The sequence below is a fragment of the Streptomyces sp. NPDC107581 genome (genome assembly GCF_055657175.1).
Genome location: NZ_JBVKBH010000023.1, coordinates 24977 through 40967 on the forward strand (window position 1 = coordinate 24977; position 15991 = coordinate 40967).

At 69.2% G+C, this 15991-nt stretch carries 18 protein-coding genes; 12 read left to right on the forward strand and 6 right to left on the reverse strand.

Annotated elements, in window-relative coordinates; translation table 11 throughout:
• The first annotated feature begins 93 nt into the window (after positions 1-93).
• The 9 genes from atpB to ACZ7P3_RS38775 all read left to right on the forward strand — a co-directional run bounded on the left by atpB (position 94) and on the right by ACZ7P3_RS38775 (position 7831).
• Positions 94-924, forward strand: coding sequence for a F0F1 ATP synthase subunit A (gene atpB, locus ACZ7P3_RS38735; protein WP_472089048.1), 831 nt, complete (start codon positions 94-96; stop codon positions 922-924).
• Between the two features lie 76 nt (positions 925-1000).
• Positions 1001-1234, forward strand: a complete 234-nt coding sequence (gene atpE, locus ACZ7P3_RS38740) for an ATP synthase F0 subunit C (RefSeq protein WP_472089050.1) — start codon at positions 1001-1003, stop codon at positions 1232-1234.
• Between the two features lie 42 nt (positions 1235-1276).
• A complete protein-coding gene (locus ACZ7P3_RS38745; RefSeq protein ID WP_472089051.1) occupies positions 1277-1822 on the forward strand; it encodes a F0F1 ATP synthase subunit B in 546 nt (181 codons plus the stop codon).
• Positions 1819-2634, forward strand: coding sequence for a F0F1 ATP synthase subunit delta (locus ACZ7P3_RS38750; protein WP_472089052.1), 816 nt, complete (start codon positions 1819-1821; stop codon positions 2632-2634). The genes ACZ7P3_RS38745 and ACZ7P3_RS38750 overlap by 4 nt, the downstream gene beginning before the upstream one ends.
• A gap of 141 nt (positions 2635-2775) precedes the next feature.
• Positions 2776-4368, forward strand: coding sequence for a F0F1 ATP synthase subunit alpha (gene atpA / locus ACZ7P3_RS38755; protein ID WP_472089054.1), 1593 nt, complete (start codon positions 2776-2778; stop codon positions 4366-4368).
• Between the two features lie 21 nt (positions 4369-4389).
• Entirely contained in the window at positions 4390-5307 is a 918-nt protein-coding gene (locus tag ACZ7P3_RS38760; RefSeq protein WP_472089055.1) for a F0F1 ATP synthase subunit gamma, read from the forward strand.
• Entirely contained in the window at positions 5307-6743 is a 1437-nt protein-coding gene (atpD, locus tag ACZ7P3_RS38765) for a F0F1 ATP synthase subunit beta (protein ID WP_472089056.1), read from the forward strand. Before ACZ7P3_RS38760 ends, atpD begins: the two co-directional genes overlap by 1 nt.
• Positions 6744-6853: 110 nt before the next feature.
• Entirely contained in the window at positions 6854-7231 is a 378-nt protein-coding gene (locus ACZ7P3_RS38770; protein WP_472089057.1) for a F0F1 ATP synthase subunit epsilon, read from the forward strand.
• A 153-nt stretch (positions 7232-7384) separates the two neighbouring features.
• Positions 7385-7831: a DUF2550 domain-containing protein gene (locus ACZ7P3_RS38775; RefSeq protein WP_472089059.1), complete on the forward strand. Its 447-nt coding sequence runs from the start codon at positions 7385-7387 to the stop codon at positions 7829-7831.
• An 88-nt stretch (positions 7832-7919) separates the two neighbouring features.
• Here the strand turns inward: ACZ7P3_RS38775 and ACZ7P3_RS38780 are convergent, their stop codons facing one another.
• The 3 genes from ACZ7P3_RS38780 to ACZ7P3_RS38790 all read right to left on the reverse strand — a co-directional run bounded on the left by ACZ7P3_RS38780 (position 7920) and on the right by ACZ7P3_RS38790 (position 11721).
• On the reverse strand, positions 7920-9752 hold the full coding sequence (locus tag ACZ7P3_RS38780; RefSeq protein ID WP_472089060.1) for a glycosyl hydrolase family 18 protein: 1833 nt from the start codon (positions 9750-9752) through the stop codon (positions 7920-7922).
• A gap of 149 nt (positions 9753-9901) precedes the next feature.
• Entirely contained in the window at positions 9902-10552 is a 651-nt protein-coding gene (locus ACZ7P3_RS38785; protein WP_472089062.1) for a response regulator, read from the reverse strand.
• Complete coding sequence (locus ACZ7P3_RS38790; RefSeq protein ID WP_472089064.1) at positions 10549-11721, reverse strand: sensor histidine kinase; 1173 nt, start codon at positions 11719-11721, stop codon at positions 10549-10551. The genes ACZ7P3_RS38785 and ACZ7P3_RS38790 overlap by 4 nt, the downstream gene beginning before the upstream one ends.
• 151 nt (positions 11722-11872) lie before the next feature.
• Between ACZ7P3_RS38790 and ACZ7P3_RS38795 the strand changes: the two genes are divergently transcribed.
• Positions 11873-12469, forward strand: coding sequence for a hypothetical protein (locus ACZ7P3_RS38795; RefSeq protein WP_472089066.1), 597 nt, complete (start codon positions 11873-11875; stop codon positions 12467-12469).
• On the forward strand, positions 12466-12969 hold the full coding sequence (locus ACZ7P3_RS38800) for a DinB family protein (RefSeq protein ID WP_472089068.1): 504 nt from the start codon (positions 12466-12468) through the stop codon (positions 12967-12969). The genes ACZ7P3_RS38795 and ACZ7P3_RS38800 overlap by 4 nt, the downstream gene beginning before the upstream one ends.
• Positions 12970-13099: 130 nt before the next feature.
• Here ACZ7P3_RS38800 and ACZ7P3_RS38805 read toward each other — a convergent pair whose 3' ends face one another.
• The 3 genes from ACZ7P3_RS38805 to ACZ7P3_RS38815 are packed head-to-tail and all read right to left on the reverse strand — an operon-like array spanning position 13100 to position 15231.
• Positions 13100-13672, reverse strand: coding sequence for a cob(I)yrinic acid a,c-diamide adenosyltransferase (locus ACZ7P3_RS38805; RefSeq protein WP_472089070.1), 573 nt, complete (start codon positions 13670-13672; stop codon positions 13100-13102).
• 13 nt (positions 13673-13685) lie between these two features.
• Complete coding sequence (locus ACZ7P3_RS38810; RefSeq protein ID WP_472089071.1) at positions 13686-14435, reverse strand: ABC transporter permease; 750 nt, start codon at positions 14433-14435, stop codon at positions 13686-13688.
• Between the two features lie 10 nt (positions 14436-14445).
• Entirely contained in the window at positions 14446-15231 is a 786-nt protein-coding gene (locus tag ACZ7P3_RS38815) for an ABC transporter ATP-binding protein (protein ID WP_472089073.1), read from the reverse strand.
• A gap of 79 nt (positions 15232-15310) precedes the next feature.
• Here ACZ7P3_RS38815 and ACZ7P3_RS38820 point away from each other — a divergent pair, with 79 nt between their 5' ends.
• Positions 15311-15952 (forward strand): TetR/AcrR family transcriptional regulator, encoded by a 642-nt coding sequence (locus ACZ7P3_RS38820; protein ID WP_472089075.1) that lies wholly within the window; start codon positions 15311-15313, stop codon positions 15950-15952.
• Positions 15953-15991 lie beyond the last annotated feature (39 nt).

Sequence of the window (15991 nt, forward strand, 5' to 3'; positions counted from 1 at the left end):
TCCGTAACACCAGTCCCGTGCCGAACTGCGGCCTCACGCCGCGCCGACACCACGAGGTTGCCGTACCTATGCGCCACGCTGAAGGAGCCCGCGGTGAGTGCTGACCCGACGCAGACGCTCGCTTTCGACTCGAGCTGCCACCTGTTCGACGGGTGTGGCTTCGACAACGTCGCTCCGGGCCTGCACTCGTTCCTCTTCGAGCCGCTCTGGGGTAACGCAGACGGCAACGGCCTCTACTTCAACAAGCCGATGCTGCTGGCCCTGCTGGGCTCCATCATCGTGGTGGGCTTCTTCTGGGCCGCGTTCGCCAAGCCCAAGGTCGTCCCGGGCAAGCTCCAGATGATCGCCGAGGCGGGTTACGACTTCGTCCGTACCGGCATCGTCTACCAGACGCTCGGCAAGCGCGAGGGCGAGAAGTACGTCCCGCTGGCCGTGTCGCTGTTCTTCTTCATCTGGATGATGAACCTCTGGTCGATCATTCCGCTCGCCCAGTTCCCGGTGACGTCGATCATCGCGTACCCGATCGTGCTCGCCGTGATCGTCTACATCACCTGGGTCGCGCTGACGTTCAAGCGCCAGGGCTTCGTCGGCTTCTTCAAGAACGTCACCGGCTACGACAAGTCGCTGGGAGCGGTTCTGCCGCTGTCGATGACCATCGAGTTCTTCTCGAACCTGCTGGTCCGCCCGTTCACGCACGCGGTGCGACTCTTCGCGAACATGTTCGCCGGTCACACCCTGCTGGTGCTGTTCACGGTGGCCAGCTGGTACATGCTCAACGGCATCGGCATCGCGTACTCGGCCGTCTCGTTCGTCATGGTCATCGTCATGACGGCCTTCGAGCTCTTCATCCAGGCTGTTCAGGCGTACGTGTTCGTCCTCCTGACCTGCACCTTCATCCAGGGCGCGCTCGCCGAGCACCACTGAGCCCCGCTCCTCACCTCACCTACGGACCACCGGTGGCCAACCCCCACCGGTCACTGAAAGAGAAGGAAGAACCGGCATGTCCGCTCTCCAGTCCCTTGCCGCCGGCGTCGAAGGCAACATCGGCTCCATCGGGTACGGCCTCGCTGCGATCGGCCCGGGCGTCGGCGTCGGCATCATCTTCGGTAACGGCACCCAGGCCCTGGCCCGCCAGCCCGAGGCGGCCGGTCTGATCCGTGCCAACCAGATCCTCGGCTTCGCGTTCTGTGAGGCGCTGGCCCTGATCGGCCTCGTCATGCCGTTCGTCTACTAAGACGAACGTCAGCGACAGCCCCATTCGACGAAAGGCACTGAGATGACCCACGCATGGGTTCAGTTTGCGGCGGAGAAGGAGAACCCTCTCATTCCGCCGTGGCCGGAGCTCGTCATCGGCCTGATCGCCTTCGTCATCGTCTTCGGCTTCCTCGCGAAGAAGCTTCTTCCGACCATCAACAAGGTCCTGGAAGAGCGTCGCGAGGCCATCGAGGGCGGTATCGAGAAGGCCGAGGCCGCGCAGACCGAGGCCCAGAGCGTCCTTGAGCAGTACAAGGCCCAGCTCGCCGAAGCCCGGCACGAGGCCGCGCGCCTGCGCCAGGAGGCGCAGGAGCAGGGTGCCGAGCTCATCGCCGAGATGCGGGCCGAGGGCCAGCGTCAGCGCGAGGAGATCGTCACCGCCGGTCACACCCAGATCGTGGCCGACCGCAACGCCGCCGCTCAGGCACTGCGCCAGGACGTCGGCAGGCTCGCCACCGAACTGGCCGGCAAGCTCGTCGGCGAGTCCCTCGAGGACCACGCCCGCCAGAGCCGTGTGATCGACCGCTTCCTCGACGAGCTCGAGGAGAAGGCCGAGGCCACGCGATGAACGGAGCGAGCCGCGAGGCCCTGGCAGCCGCACGTGAGCGTCTCGACGCGCTGACGGACTCCACGTCCGTGGACGCCGCGCAGCTCGCGGACGAGCTGGCGGCCGTCACCGCGCTGCTCGACCGCGAGGCCGGCCTGCGCCGGGTTCTCACCGACCCGGCGCAGCCCGGAGAGGCCAAGGCGGAACTGGTCCAGCGCCTGATCGGTGGCCAGGTCAGCGGTACCGCCGCCGACCTGGTGTCCGGGATGGCCCGCGCCCGCTGGTCGCAGTCCCGCGACCTGGTCGACGCGCTGGAGGAGCTGGCGGACGTCGCCGACCTCACCGCCGCGGAGAAGACGGGCACGCTGGACGACGTGGAGGACGAGCTGTTCCGGTTCGGCCGGATCGTCTCCTCCAGCACCGAGCTGCGCGCCGCGCTCACCGACCGCGCCGCCGGCGCCCCGGCCAAGACCGAGCTGCTGCACCGGCTGCTCGGCGGGCGGGCCAAGCCGGCCACCGAGCGTCTGGTGACGCGCCTCGTCACCGCGCCGCGGGGACGTAGCCTGGAAGCGGGACTGGAGTCCCTGTCCAAGCTCGCCGCCGAGCGCCGTGACCGGGTCGTCGCCATCGTGACCTCGGCGGTGCCGCTGAGCGACACGCAGAAGCAGCGCCTCGGCGCGGCTCTCGCGACGCTCTACGGCCGCCGGATGCACCTCAACCTGGACGTGGACCCCGAGGTCCTCGGCGGGATCCGGGTGCAGGTCGGCGACGAAGTCATCAACGGTTCCCTCGCGGACCGGCTGGACGAGGCCGCTCGCCGCATGGCGAGCTGAGCAACGCTCGGTAATCGAAAAAAGCATTACGTACTTACGACGGCCCTGGTTGGGCCGTGCAGAGGATTCACCTCCTAATGGGGGGAGTCCCCATCCCCCCAAGTGAAACTTCGGGCCCAACAAGGAGAGCAGGGAACCCAGATGGCGGAGCTCACGATCCGGCCGGAGGAGATCCGGGACGCGCTGGAGAACTTCGTCCAGTCGTACAAGCCGGACGCGGCCTCGCGCGAGGAGGTCGGTACGGTCACCCTTGCCGGCGACGGCATCGCGAAGGTCGAGGGCCTGCCCTCGGCCATGGCCAACGAACTGCTGAAGTTCGAGGACGGCACCCTCGGCCTCGCGCTCAACCTGGAAGAGCGCGAGATCGGCGCCATCGTCCTCGGTGAGTTCAGCGGCATCGAGGAGGGTCAGCCGGTGCAGCGCACCGGTGAGGTGCTCTCCGTCGCGGTCGGCGAGGGCTACCTCGGCCGCGTCGTCGACCCGCTCGGCAACCCGATCGACGGCCTCGGCGAGATCGAGACGTCCGGCCGTCGTGCGCTGGAGCTGCAGGCCCCCACGGTCATGCAGCGCAAGTCGGTGCACGAGCCGATGGAGACGGGCTACAAGGCCGTCGACGCGATGACCCCGATCGGCCGCGGTCAGCGTCAGCTGATCATCGGTGACCGTCAGACCGGCAAGACCGCCCTGGCCGTCGACACGATCATCAACCAGCGTGACAACTGGCGCACCGGCGACCCGAAGAAGCAGGTCCGCTGCATCTACGTCGCCATCGGCCAGAAGGGCTCCACCATCGCCGGCGTGCGCCGCTCGCTGGAGGAGAACGGTGCCCTGGAGTACACGACCATCGTCGCCGCCCCGGCGTCCGACCCGGCCGGCTTCAAGTACCTGGCGCCGTACACCGGTTCGGCCATCGGCCAGCAGTGGATGTACGAGGGCAAGCACGTCCTGATCATCTTCGACGACCTGTCGAAGCAGGCCGACGCCTACCGCGCCGTGTCCCTGCTGCTGCGCCGCCCGCCGGGCCGTGAGGCCTACCCGGGTGACGTCTTCTACCTGCACTCCCGTCTGCTGGAGCGCTGCGCCAAGCTCTCCGACGACATGGGCGCCGGCTCGATGACCGGTCTGCCGATCGTCGAGACCAAGGCCAACGACGTCTCGGCGTTCATCCCGACCAACGTCATCTCCATCACCGACGGCCAGTGCTTCCTGGAGTCGGACCTGTTCAACGCCGGTCAGCGCCCCGCGCTGAACGTCGGTATCTCCGTCTCCCGAGTCGGTGGTTCCGCGCAGCACAAGGCGATGCGCCAGGTCTCCGGCCGCCTCCGTGTGGACCTCGCCCAGTTCCGTGAGCTGGAGGCGTTCGCCGCCTTCGGTTCCGACCTGGACGCGGCCTCCAAGGCGCAGCTGGAGCGCGGTTCGCGCATGGTCGAGCTGCTGAAGCAGAACCAGTACCAGCCGATGGCCACCGAGGACCAGGTCGTCTCCGTCTGGGCCGGCACCAACGGCCGCATGGACGACGTCCCGGTCGTCGACATCCGTCGCTTCGAGAAGGAACTGATCGACTTCCTGCACCGGAAGCACCAGGGCCTGATGACCTCCATCAAGGAGGGCGCCAAGATGTCGAACGACACCATCCAGGCGATCGACGATGCGGTGGCCGAGTTCAAGAAGCAGTTCGAGACCTCGGACGGCAAGCTGCTCGGCGAGGACACTCCTGCCGCTGCCGCCAAGTGACGTAAGGAAGGGACCTGACTCATGGGAGCTCAGCTCCGGGTCTACAAGCGTCGCATCCGATCCGTCAGCGCGACCAAGAAGATCACCAAGGCGATGGAGATGATCGCCGCCTCGCGCGTCGTCAAGGCGCAGCGCAAGGTGGCGGCCTCCACGCCGTACGCGACCGAGCTCACGCGCGCGGTCACGGCGGTCGGTACGGGTTCGAACACCAAGCACCCGCTCACCACGGAGGCGCAGAACCCGACCCGTGCCGCGGTCCTGCTCCTCACGAGCGACCGCGGTCTGGCCGGCGCCTTCAACTCCAACGCCATCAAGGCGGCGGAGCAGCTGACCGCGCGTCTGGAGGGCGAGGGCAAGCAGGTCGACACGTTCATCGTCGGCCGGCGTGGTGTCGCCCACTACAACTTCCGTGAGCGCAAGATCGCGGACTCGTGGACCGGCTTCACCGACGAGCCGTCGTACGCGGACGCCAAGAAGGTCGCGGCGCCCCTGATCGAGGCCATCGAGAAGGACACGGCCGACGGCGGTGTGGACGAACTCCACATCGTCTTCACCGAGTTCGTCTCGATGATGACGCAGACGGCGCTCGACGCCCGGCTGCTGCCGCTGCGCCTCGAAGAGGTCGCCAAGGAGGCCGCCCCCCAGGGGGAGATCCTCCCGCTGTACGACTTCGAGCCGTCGGCGGAGGACGTCCTCGACGCCCTGCTGCCGCGCTACGTGGAAAGCCGTATCTACAACGCGCTGCTCCAGTCGGCCGCTTCGAAGCACGCCGCCACGCGGCGCGCGATGAAGTCGGCCACCGACAACGCGGGCGAGCTGATCAACACGCTCTCCCGTCTTGCCAATGCGGCCCGCCAGGCCGAAATCACCCAGGAAATCAGCGAGATCGTCGGTGGCGCGAGCGCCCTGGCCGACGCGACCGCGGGGAGTGACCGATAATGACCACCACTGTTGAGACCGCGACGGCTACGGGCCGCGTCGCCCGGGTCATCGGCCCGGTCGTCGACGTGGAGTTCCCCGTCGACGCGATGCCGGACATCTACAACGCCCTTCACGTCGAGGTGGCCGACCCGGCCAACGCCGGCGAGAAGAAGACGCTGACCCTGGAGGTCGCCCAGCACCTGGGTGACGGCCTGGTCCGCACCATCTCCATGCAGCCCACCGACGGTCTGGTCCGCCAGGCCGCGGTCACCGACACCGGCGACTCCATCACGGTGCCCGTCGGCGACTTCACCAAGGGCAAGGTGTTCAACACCCTCGGTGAGGTGCTGAACGTCGACGAGCAGTACGACGGCGAGCGCTGGGGCATCCACCGCAAGGCCCCGAACTTCGACGAGCTCGAGTCGAAGACCGAGATGTTCGAGACCGGCGTCAAGGTCATCGACCTGCTGACCCCGTACGTCAAGGGCGGCAAGATCGGTCTGTTCGGCGGTGCCGGCGTCGGCAAGACGGTGCTCATCCAGGAGATGATCTACCGTGTCGCCAACAACCACGACGGTGTCTCCGTGTTCGCCGGTGTCGGCGAGCGCACTCGTGAGGGCAACGACCTCATCGAGGAAATGAGCGACTCGGGCGTCATCGACAAGACCGCGCTGGTCTTCGGTCAGATGGACGAGCCCCCGGGCACCCGTCTGCGCGTCGCGCTGGCCGGCCTCACCATGGCCGAGTACTTCCGTGACGTCCAGAAGCAGGACGTGCTGTTCTTCATCGACAACATCTTCCGCTTCACGCAGGCCGGTTCCGAGGTCTCCACGCTGCTCGGCCGCATGCCGTCCGCGGTGGGCTACCAGCCGAACCTGGCCGACGAGATGGGTCTCCTCCAGGAGCGCATCACCTCGACCCGTGGTCACTCGATCACCTCGATGCAGGCGATCTACGTCCCCGCGGACGACCTGACCGACCCGGCCCCGGCCACCACGTTCGCCCACCTCGACGCGACGACGGTTCTCTCCCGTCCGATCTCCGAGAAGGGCATCTACCCGGCCGTGGACCCGCTGGACTCCACGTCCCGGATCCTCGACCCGCGCTACATCGCCGCGGATCACTACAACGCGGCCATGCGCGTGAAGAACATCCTGCAGAAGTACAAGGACCTGCAGGACATCATCGCGATCCTCGGTATCGACGAGCTGGGCGAGGAGGACAAGCTCGTCGTCCACCGTGCCCGTCGCGTGGAGCGCTTCCTGTCCCAGAACACCCACGTCGCCAAGCAGTTCACCGGCGTGGACGGTTCGGACGTGCCGCTCGACGAGTCGATCGCCGCGTTCAACTCGATCTGCGACGGTGAGTACGACCACTTCCCCGAGCAGGCGTTCTTCATGTGCGGTGGCATCGAGGACCTCAAGGCCAACGCCAAGGAGCTGGGCGTCTCCTGAGCCCCGTGCTCGTGCGAGGGGGCGGGCGCGTCCCGTCCCCTCGCTCACGCCCTCTAGAATTGACCCCAACACCCGGCACTACCGCCGGGTGGTGACCCGAGGAGCCACTCTTGGCTGCTGAGCTGCACGTCGAGCTGGTCGCTGCCGACCGCCAGGTCTGGTCCGGCGAGGCCACCCTGGTCGTCGCGCGCACCACGTCCGGCGACATCGGCGTCATGCCCGGTCACCAGCCGCTGCTCGGTGTGCTGGAGTCGGGCCCGGTGACCATCCGTACGAGTGAAGGTGGAACGGTCGTCGCTGCGGTGCACGGCGGTTTCATCTCGTTCGCGGACAACAAGCTGTCCCTGCTGGCCGAGGTCGCCGAGCTGTCGGACGAGATCGATGTCCAGCGCGAGGAGCGTGAGCTCGAGCGCGCGAAGGCGGACGACGACGCGGAGGCCGAGCGCCGCGCGGATGTCCGTCTGCGGGCGGCGACCGCGGCGCGTTGATCCACCGCGCCGTGTGATGACGTCACTCAGCCGCGGCCGGCCCGGAGCAATCCGGTGCCGGTCGCGGCTGAGCCAGATGTGGACGTCTTTTCCGTTTCATTACCCAGTTTCGGATTCAATTCCATTGCCTAGGAGACGAGGAGGTCGGTGCCGATGGTCCTCGCTCTGACTGTGTGCGGGATCGTGGTCGCGCTCGTGGTGGTGGGACTGTTCCTGTTCGGCCTGCGCCGCAGACTCATCCAGCGTTCGGGCGGCACTTTCGACTGTTCCCTGCGCTGGGACGTGGCCGAGAAACCGGACGCCAACGGCAAGGGCTGGAGCTACGGCGTCGCCCGCTACAACGGCGACCGCATCGAGTGGTACCGGGTCTTCTCCTACGCCCCCCGCCCGCGCCGGGTCCTGGAGCGCTCGCAGATCGAGGTGGCCGGCCGCCGGCTGCCCGAGGGCGAGGAGGAACTGGCGCTGCTCTCCGACGCGGTGGTCCTCGCCTGCATCCACCGGGGCACGCGCCTCGAACTCGCGATGAGCGAGGACGCGCTGACCGGTTTCCTCGCGTGGCTGGAGGCTGCGCCACCCGGACAGCGAGTGAACGTGGCGTAGCCACATCCACTCGCTGCGTGGGGGTCCCCCGGGCGGAACCCGGGGGAGCGTCAACGTCGCCTAGGGGGCCGTCACTCTGCGAACGGCCTTACGACAGTCCGCTGTTGATGGCGCTCACCAGCTCGCCGTTTCCGGTGTCTCCGCTGAACTCCCAGAAGAACGCTCCGCCGAGCCCCTGGGTCCTGGCCCACGCCATCTTTCCGGCGATGGTGGCGGGGGTGTCGTACGACCACCAGTTGCTGCCGCAGTGGGCGTACGCCGTGCCCGCGACGGTGCCGGTGGCCGGGCAGGACGTCTTGAGCACCTTGTAGTCCTCGATGCCCTGCTCATAGGTGCCGGCCGCGGGGCCGGTGGCCGTGCCGCCCGGGGCGTCCTGGGTGACGCCGGTCCAGCCGCGGCCGTAGAAGCCGATGCCGATGAGCAGCTTGCTCGCGGGGACGCCGATCGCCTTGTACTTGGCCATCGCGTCGGCCGTGTCCCAGCCGGCCTTCGGGATGCCGGAGTACGAGGTGAGCGGGGAGTGCGGGGCGGTGGGGCCCTGCGCGTCCCAGGCACCGAAGAAGTCGTACGACATCACGTTGTACCAGTCGACGGACTGGGCGGCACCCGCGTAGTCGGCGGCCTCGATCTTGCCGCCGGCGGAGCCGTCGGCCGTCACGGCCGCGGTGACCAGGGCGGAGGAGCCGAACTTCGCCCGCAGTGCGGCCATCACGTTCTTGAAGGCCGCCGCCCCGCTGGTGTCGCAGGACAGACCGCAGGCGTTCGGGTACTCCCAGTCGATGTCGATGCCGTCGAAGACATCGGCCCAGCGCGGGTCCTTGACCAGGTTGTAGCAGGACTGGGCGAAGGCCGTCGGGTTGGCCGCCGCCTGCCCGAAGCCGCCGGACCAGGTCCAGCCGCCGAAGGACCACAGCACCTTGATGTTCGGGTACTTGGCCTTCAGCTCGCGCAGCTGGTTGAAGTTGCCGCGCAGCGGCTGGTCCCAGGTGTCGGCCACGCCGCTCACCGACTGGTCGGCGGTGAACGCCTTGTCGTAGTCGGCGTAGGAGTCGCCGATCGCGCACTGGCCGTTGGTCACGTTGCCGAAGGCGTAGTTGATGTGCGTGATCTTCGCGGCGGAGCCGGACGTCACCAGGTTCTTGACGTTGTAGTTGCGGCCGTAGATGCCCCACTCGGTGAAGTAGCCGAGCTTGACCTTGCCGCCGGTGGGCGGGGGAGTGGTGCCGCCGCCGGTGGTGTGCACGGCGACCGCGCCGCTGACCGGTCCGGTCTGGTCTGCGGTGTCCCGGGCCTGCACGGTGTAGGAGTAGTCGGTGCCGGCGCTGAGTCCGGTGTCCGTGTACGACGTCGCCGTCACAGTGGAGACGACCTTGCCGTCGCGCAGCACGTCGTAGTTCTTGACGCCCTTGTCGTCGGTGGCCGCGCTCCAGCTGAGCTTCACCGAGGTGTCGGTGACGGAGGAGGCGGCCGGGGTCCCGGGGGCGGAGGGAGCCGCGTCGCCGGGAACCGTGGTGCCGTCACAGCTGTCGCCGTTGAGCTTGCAGTTGGACGGGGAGCCGGAACCGGCGCCGTTGAAGCCGAAGGTGACGGAGGCACCGGGGGCCAGGGTGCCGTTGTAGGACTTGTTCTTGGCCGTCCAGTGGGTGCCGGAGCTGGTGACGTCGGCGTCCCAGGCGGAGGTGACGGACGTGCCGGAGGGGTAGTCCCACTCCACGGTCCAGGAGCTGATGGAGGTGGTACCGGTGTTCTTGACGGTCCACTGGGCGCCGAAGCCGGTGCCCCAGTCCTGGGTCTTGGCGTAGGTGGCGGTGGCCGACGAGGAGTCCGCCGCGGCCTGCGCGGGACTCGTGAGGCCGGCCAGGCCGGCCAGCGGGAGCAACAGGGTCGCGAACCCTGCCGCGGCTCTGTGTCTGAAGCGCATGCTGCGCCTCCCTCTTTTATGGGGTTGTCCCTTTGGGGGTGTCCGGGGCATGACTGAGCCTTCACGCCCACGGTGCCGCGAGAATAGAAAGGTCTGGACCACAGGTCAATAGGTCTGGACCACTCTGGGACCGCGTTCCCGGTGCCTCCTCAGATCCCCAACTCCTGTGCCAGCACGGCCGCTTGGACCCTGCTGCGTAGCTCCAGCTTGTTCAGGAGGCGGCTGACGTGCGTCTTCACGGTCCCCTCCGCCATCTCCAGCCGTCCGGCGATCTCGGCGTTGGAGAGCCCCTCGCCGATGCAGGACAGCACCTCGCGCTCGCGCCGGGTCAGCGGCTCCAGTACGGCCGGATCGGTGCCCGGCCGGCGCGCCGGACCGGCCGCGAACTCCGCGATCAGCCGCCGGGTGACGGCCGGCGCGACGATCCCCTCTCCGCGCGCCACCGTCCGCACCGCCTCCAGCAGGTCCCTCGCGTCCGTGTTCTTCAGCAGGAACCCGGACGCCCCCGCCCGCAGCGCCCCGAACACGTACTCGTCCAGATCGAAGGTGGTCAGCACGAGAACGTCCGCAAGGTGTTCCGCGACGATCTGCCGGGTCGCCGACACCCCGTCCAGGCGCGGCATCTGCACATCCATCAGCACGAGATCCGGCCGCAGCTCCCGGGCCAGCTCCACCGCCCGCTCGCCGTCCGCCGCCTCCCCGGCCACCTCGATGTCGGGCGCGCTGTTCAGGATCAGGACCAGGCCTGCGCGGACGGCGGACTGGTCCTCGGCGACGAGGACCCGTACGGCGGGGCTCATTCGGGGTCTCCTTCGGTGAGCGGAAGCATGGCGTGCACGGCCCAGCGGCCGTCGTCGGGTCCGGCCGTGAAGCTGCCGCCGAGCAGCGCGGTCCGCTCCCGCATCCCGGCCAGCCCGTGGCCGGAACCCGGCGCGCGCGGGCGGTCTCCGGGCCGGTAGGGGCTGGTCACCCGGACGTGCAGACTGTCGCTGCGCCGCTGGAGGGAGACATGGACGTGTCCCTCGGCCGCGTGCTTGAGGGCGTTGGTCAGCGACTCCTGCACGATCCGGTAGGCGGCCAGTTCGATCGGGGTGGGCACGTGGCCGTGGCCGGCGTCGAGACGGATGTCGAGGCCGTTGGTGCGAAAGCCCCCGATCAGGGCGTCCAGGCCGTCGAGGGTGGGGGCGGCGGCCGGTTCGCGGTCGCCGGCGCTGTCCCGCAGGATGCCGATCAGGCGGCGCATCTCGGACAGCCCCTCGACGCTGTTCTCGCGAATGACGGAAAGGGCGTCCCGAGAGGTCTGCGGATCGCCGATGGACAGCGCGGCGGTGGAGTGAATGGCGATCGCCGACAGATGATTGGCGACCAGATCGTGCAACTCCCTTGCCATCCGCGCCCGTTCGGCGGTGACCGCTTGTGCGCGGTCCATCTCGGCCAGCAGCGCGGTCTGTTCGGCGCGCAGCCGGGCCGCCTCGGCCTCGTCGCGGTGGTTGCGCACCACCCAGCCGGTCGCCGCCGGTGCGAGGGCGACCACACCGACGCCCACGCCGATCAGCAGGCCCTGCGGATCGCGCCAGAGCGCGGCGGGCACGACCCCGCCGAGGACCGTCAGCAGCGCGGTGAGCACGGGGATACGGCGGGCGGAGGCGGGGCTGCCGTACAGGACCGCGGCGTACATCAGGTCGGTGTACAGCACGACGGTGACGACGTTTCCCAGGGTCACCGTGTCCAGGACCAGCGCGGCCGTGCCGATCAGCAGTCCGGCCCGGGGCCGGATGCGGCGCAGTGGCTCGCACGCGGCGGTCACGGCCAGCGGCAGCAGCGGAGCCCAGGGCGCCTGCCACAGGGCGAGGCTGTCCGAGGCCACGCGCGGGTGGATCCCGAGCGCCCACAGCACCACCCCGCCGACCAGCCCGCCCAGGGCGATGCGCAGGTCGTCACGGTGGGGGCGGGGGAGTGCGCGGGCCATGACCCCATCCAACACGCCCGCCACAGCGCCCGCCTGCTTCCTGGGAAGGGTCCCCGACTGCACCTTTCGCTTACGGCGAGTTCGCCCGCGATGACGACGAAACCGGGCGGACCGGCGGCCAGCCTGGAGGGGTGACGGGAAGGAGTGAGCCGTGATCGTCGGATTGATCATCGCCTGTGAGGTGGCGTTCTGGGTGCTGCTGGCCGCCGGGCTGGCCTTCCGGTACGCGTTCCGGATGCCCCGCCTGGGACTGGCCCTGCTGCTGTGCGAGCCGCTGCTGGAGGTCGTGCTGTTCGCCGTGACCGCGGTCGACCTCAAGAACGGCGCGGATCCCGACGGGCGGCACGGCCTGGCCGCGGTCTACATCGGCTTCACCGTCGGTCTCGGTCACTCCACGATCAAGTGGGTCGACGCCCGGGTCGCCCACCGCTTCGCCGGCGGGCCGCCGCCGGTCGGGCCCCCGAAGTACGGCACGGCGCGCGCCGTCCACGAGTGGAGGACCGCGGGCCGCTGGGTCCTGGCCGCGGTCGTCGCCATGGCCCTGTTGCAGGGCGCGATCTGGTACGTCGGGGGCGACGCCGGCACCGGCCCGCTGCGGGCGTGGCAGCAGGGAATGGTGTGGGTGATCGGCATCAACGTGGTCATCGCCGCCAGTTACACGCTGTTCCCGAAGCGGGAGCCCCGGGGCGGGGCCGGTGGAAAACCGCTCGCCAGGGCCACGCGCACCGGGCGATCATTCCGGCGATGACACGCACCGATACGCCTCCCGCCCGGGACGAGCGCACCCAGCTGACCACCTTCCTCGACTACGTCCGCGCCACCGCGCGGGCCAAGTGCGAGGAGCTCCGCGACGAGGACGCCCGCAAGGCCCTCCTGCCCGGCTCGCCGCTGATGACCCTGAGCGGGCTGATCAGCCATCTGCGGTGGGTCGAGTACTACTGGTTCCGGGTCGTCTTCCTCGGCGAGGAGGACGAGGGCCCCTGGACCGAGGAGGACCCCGACCGCGAGATGCGCATCGCCGTCGACATCCCGCTGTCCCGGCTGCTCGACGAGTACGCCGAGCACTCCGCCCGCCACAACGAGCTGGTCGCCGCGCACGGCCTGGACACCAAGGCGCAGCGCAAGCGCGACGACGGCAGCGCGGTCGACCTGCGCTGGATCCTGCTGCACCTCATCGAGGAGACGGCCCGGCACAACGGCCACCTCGACATCCTGCGCGAGATGACCGACGGCCGCACCGGCGCCTAGCCGGAACCGGAGGGCGGGGGCTCGGCGCTCCCCGCCCTCCGCACCGGCGCTTTGCCGGAACCGGAGGACGGGGGCCCGGCGCTCCCCGCCCTCCGCACCGGCGCTTTGCCGGAACCGGAAGACGGGGGGCTCAGCGTTCCCCGCCCGGCACCCACAGCACGTCGCCCGTGCTCCCGTTCGCCGTCCTGGCCAGGATGAACAGCAGGTCGGAGAGGCGGTTCAGGTAGGTCGCGGTGAGCGGGTTCATGTGCTCGCCGTGCACCTCCAGGGCCGCCCAGGTGGAGCGCTCGGCCCGGCGGACCACCGTGCAGGCCTGGTGGAGCAGGGCCGCGCCGGGCGTGCCGCCGGGCAGGATGAAGGAGCGCAGCTTCTCCAGCCGCTCGTTGAAGCGGTCGCAGTCCGCCTCCAGCTTGTCGACGTAGAACTGCTCCACCCTGAGCGGCGGGAACTGCGGGTCCTGCACCACCGGCGTCGACAGGTCCGCGCCCACGTCGAACAGGTCGTTCTGGACGCGGGTGAGGACCGTGACGACCTCGTCGTCCAGTCCGCCCAGCGCGATGGCGGTGCCGATCACCGCATTGGCCTCGTTGGTGTCCGCGTACGCGGAGATCCTGAGGTCGGTCTTGGCGACCCGGCTCATGTCGCCGAGGGCGGTGGTGCCCTGGTCGCCGGTCCTGGTGTAGATGCGCGTCAGATTGACCATACGGCCAGCGTAGTTACGCCCCGGCCGTCCGGAACACGCGTGTGCCCACCGTCACGGCCAGGGCGGCGAAGCCCACGGCCACGAGCGAGCCGTACAGCATGTGCGCGCCGGCGTACCGGCCCACGTACGCGTCCCGCATCGCGTCCACCAGATAGCGGAACGGGACGAAGTGCGAGAGGACGTCCAGCCAGGCGGGCGCGAGGCTCATCGGGAGCATCAGGCCGGACAGCAGCATCGACGGCATCGACACCGCGTTGATCAGCGGTCCGAACTCCTGCGGGGTGCGGACCTTCATCGCCGTCGCGTACGACAGCGAGGCGAGCGAGAGGGTGAGCAGGGCGACGAACACGAACCCGATGAGGATGCCCGGCAGGGGCGCGCGCAGTCCCATCGCCACCGCCGCGAGCACCAGCAGCACCGCCTGGAACACGAAGACCGTGGCGTCCCGCAGCACCCGGCCGAGGAGGAGGGCGAGGCGGCTGACGGGGGTGACGCGCATCCGCTCCACCACCCCCTGGGCGTTCTCCATGATGACCGTGAAGCCCGCGAACACCGCTCCGAACAGGCCGAGTTGGAGCAACAGCCCGGGAACCAGGACCTGCCAGGAACTGCCCTGCGCACCCAGCGGCAGATGGGTCAGGAGCGGTCCGAACAAGAGGAGGTACAGAAGCGGCATCAGCACGCCGAAGAGCAGCGCGAAGCGGGAGCGCAGCGACTGGCGGAGGTAGCGGCCGTAGATGAGCGCGATGTCGTGAAGGAGCATGGGGCGGGTCCTATACGGCGACGGGGGCGGCGTCGGCCGGGGCGGGGCCGCGGCCGGTGATGGCGAGGAAGGTGTCCTGGAGGGTGGCGTCGATCGAGCCGCCGTGTTCCAGCTTGAGCGCGCCCGGGGTGCCGTCGGCCACGACCACGCCGTGGTCGACGATCACCAGCCGGTCGGCGAGGGCGTCGGCCTCGTCCAGGTAGTGGGTGGTCAGGAAGACGGTCGTGCCGTACTCGTCGCGCAGCCGGCGGACTAGATCCCACAGGTCGGCGCGGCTGCCCGGGTCCAGGCCGGTCGTCGGTTCGTCCAGGAACAGCACCTTCGGGCGGTGGGTGAGCGCCATCGCGATGTCCAGACGGCGGCGCTGGCCGCCGGAGAGGGCGGCCGTCTTCCGGTCGAGCAGTGCGGTCAGGCCCAGGTCCCGGGCCAGTTCCTCGGCCCGCCGGAATGCCGCGGACTTCGGCAGGCGGTACATCCGGCCCTGGGTGACCAGTTCCTCCCGGACGGTGATCTGCGGGTCCACCCCGCCGGACTGGGCCACGTAGCCCGAGGCCCGGCGCACGCCTGCCGGGTCGGTCGCCAGGTCGTGCCCGGCGACGGTGGCCGCGCCGCCGGTGGGCCTCAGCAGCGTGGTGAGCATGCGCAGGGTGGTCGTCTTGCCGGCGCCGTTGGGGCCGAGGAAGCCGAGGATCTCGCCCTCGCGGACGGTGAGGTCGATGCACCGTACGGCCTCCACGGGGCCTGATTTCGTCTGGAAGGTGCGGGCCAGTCCGGCCGCGCTGATGACTGCTGCCATGCCCACAGAAAAACAGAGATGCTGAAATTTTGCAACGACCCCAAGTTTTCAGCGGGCCCAGCAAAGTTAGGATGCGGGCATGGCTGAGGGGCTCAGGGAGCGGAAGAAGCGGCAGACCAGGCAGTACATCTCGGACGTCGCCACCGGGTTGTTCATCGAACGCGGATTCGATGCCGTGACCGTCGCGGAGATCGCCGAGGCCGCGAACGTCTCCGTCAACACCGTCTACAACTACTTCCCCGCCAAGGAGGACCTCTTCTTCGACCGCTCCGCGGGCATGGTCGACCGGCTCGCCCGCTGGGTGCGGGGCCGTCGCGACGGTGAGTCCGCGATCGGGGCGGTCCTGCGCGAGCTGCGCGAGGAGCTGGAGTCGGTCTCCCCGCGGGTCGGCCTGATCGCCGGATATGCGAGCTTCATGCGGGTTGTCGAGGAGGCCCCCGCGCTGCGCTCCCGGCTGTGGGCGATCGCACAGGAGGTGCAGGCCAACCTGGAGCTGACCCTGCGCGAGCAGACCGGCGCGGCGGACGACGACGATCTGCCACATCTGATGGCTGGTCAGATCGGCTGGGTGCACAGTACGGTCATGGCGGTCATCTCACGCGAGATGGTCAAGGGGCGCGAACCGCGCGAAGTGTCACGAGAGGTGCTCGTCCTCCTCGATGACATCGAGGACCTGTTGAGCGAAAAGGTCCTCAACTACGCCGTCCGTGGCGCCCCCTGACCCCTGCCGGTGTGATGTCCGTCAATTGAGACGTGACGC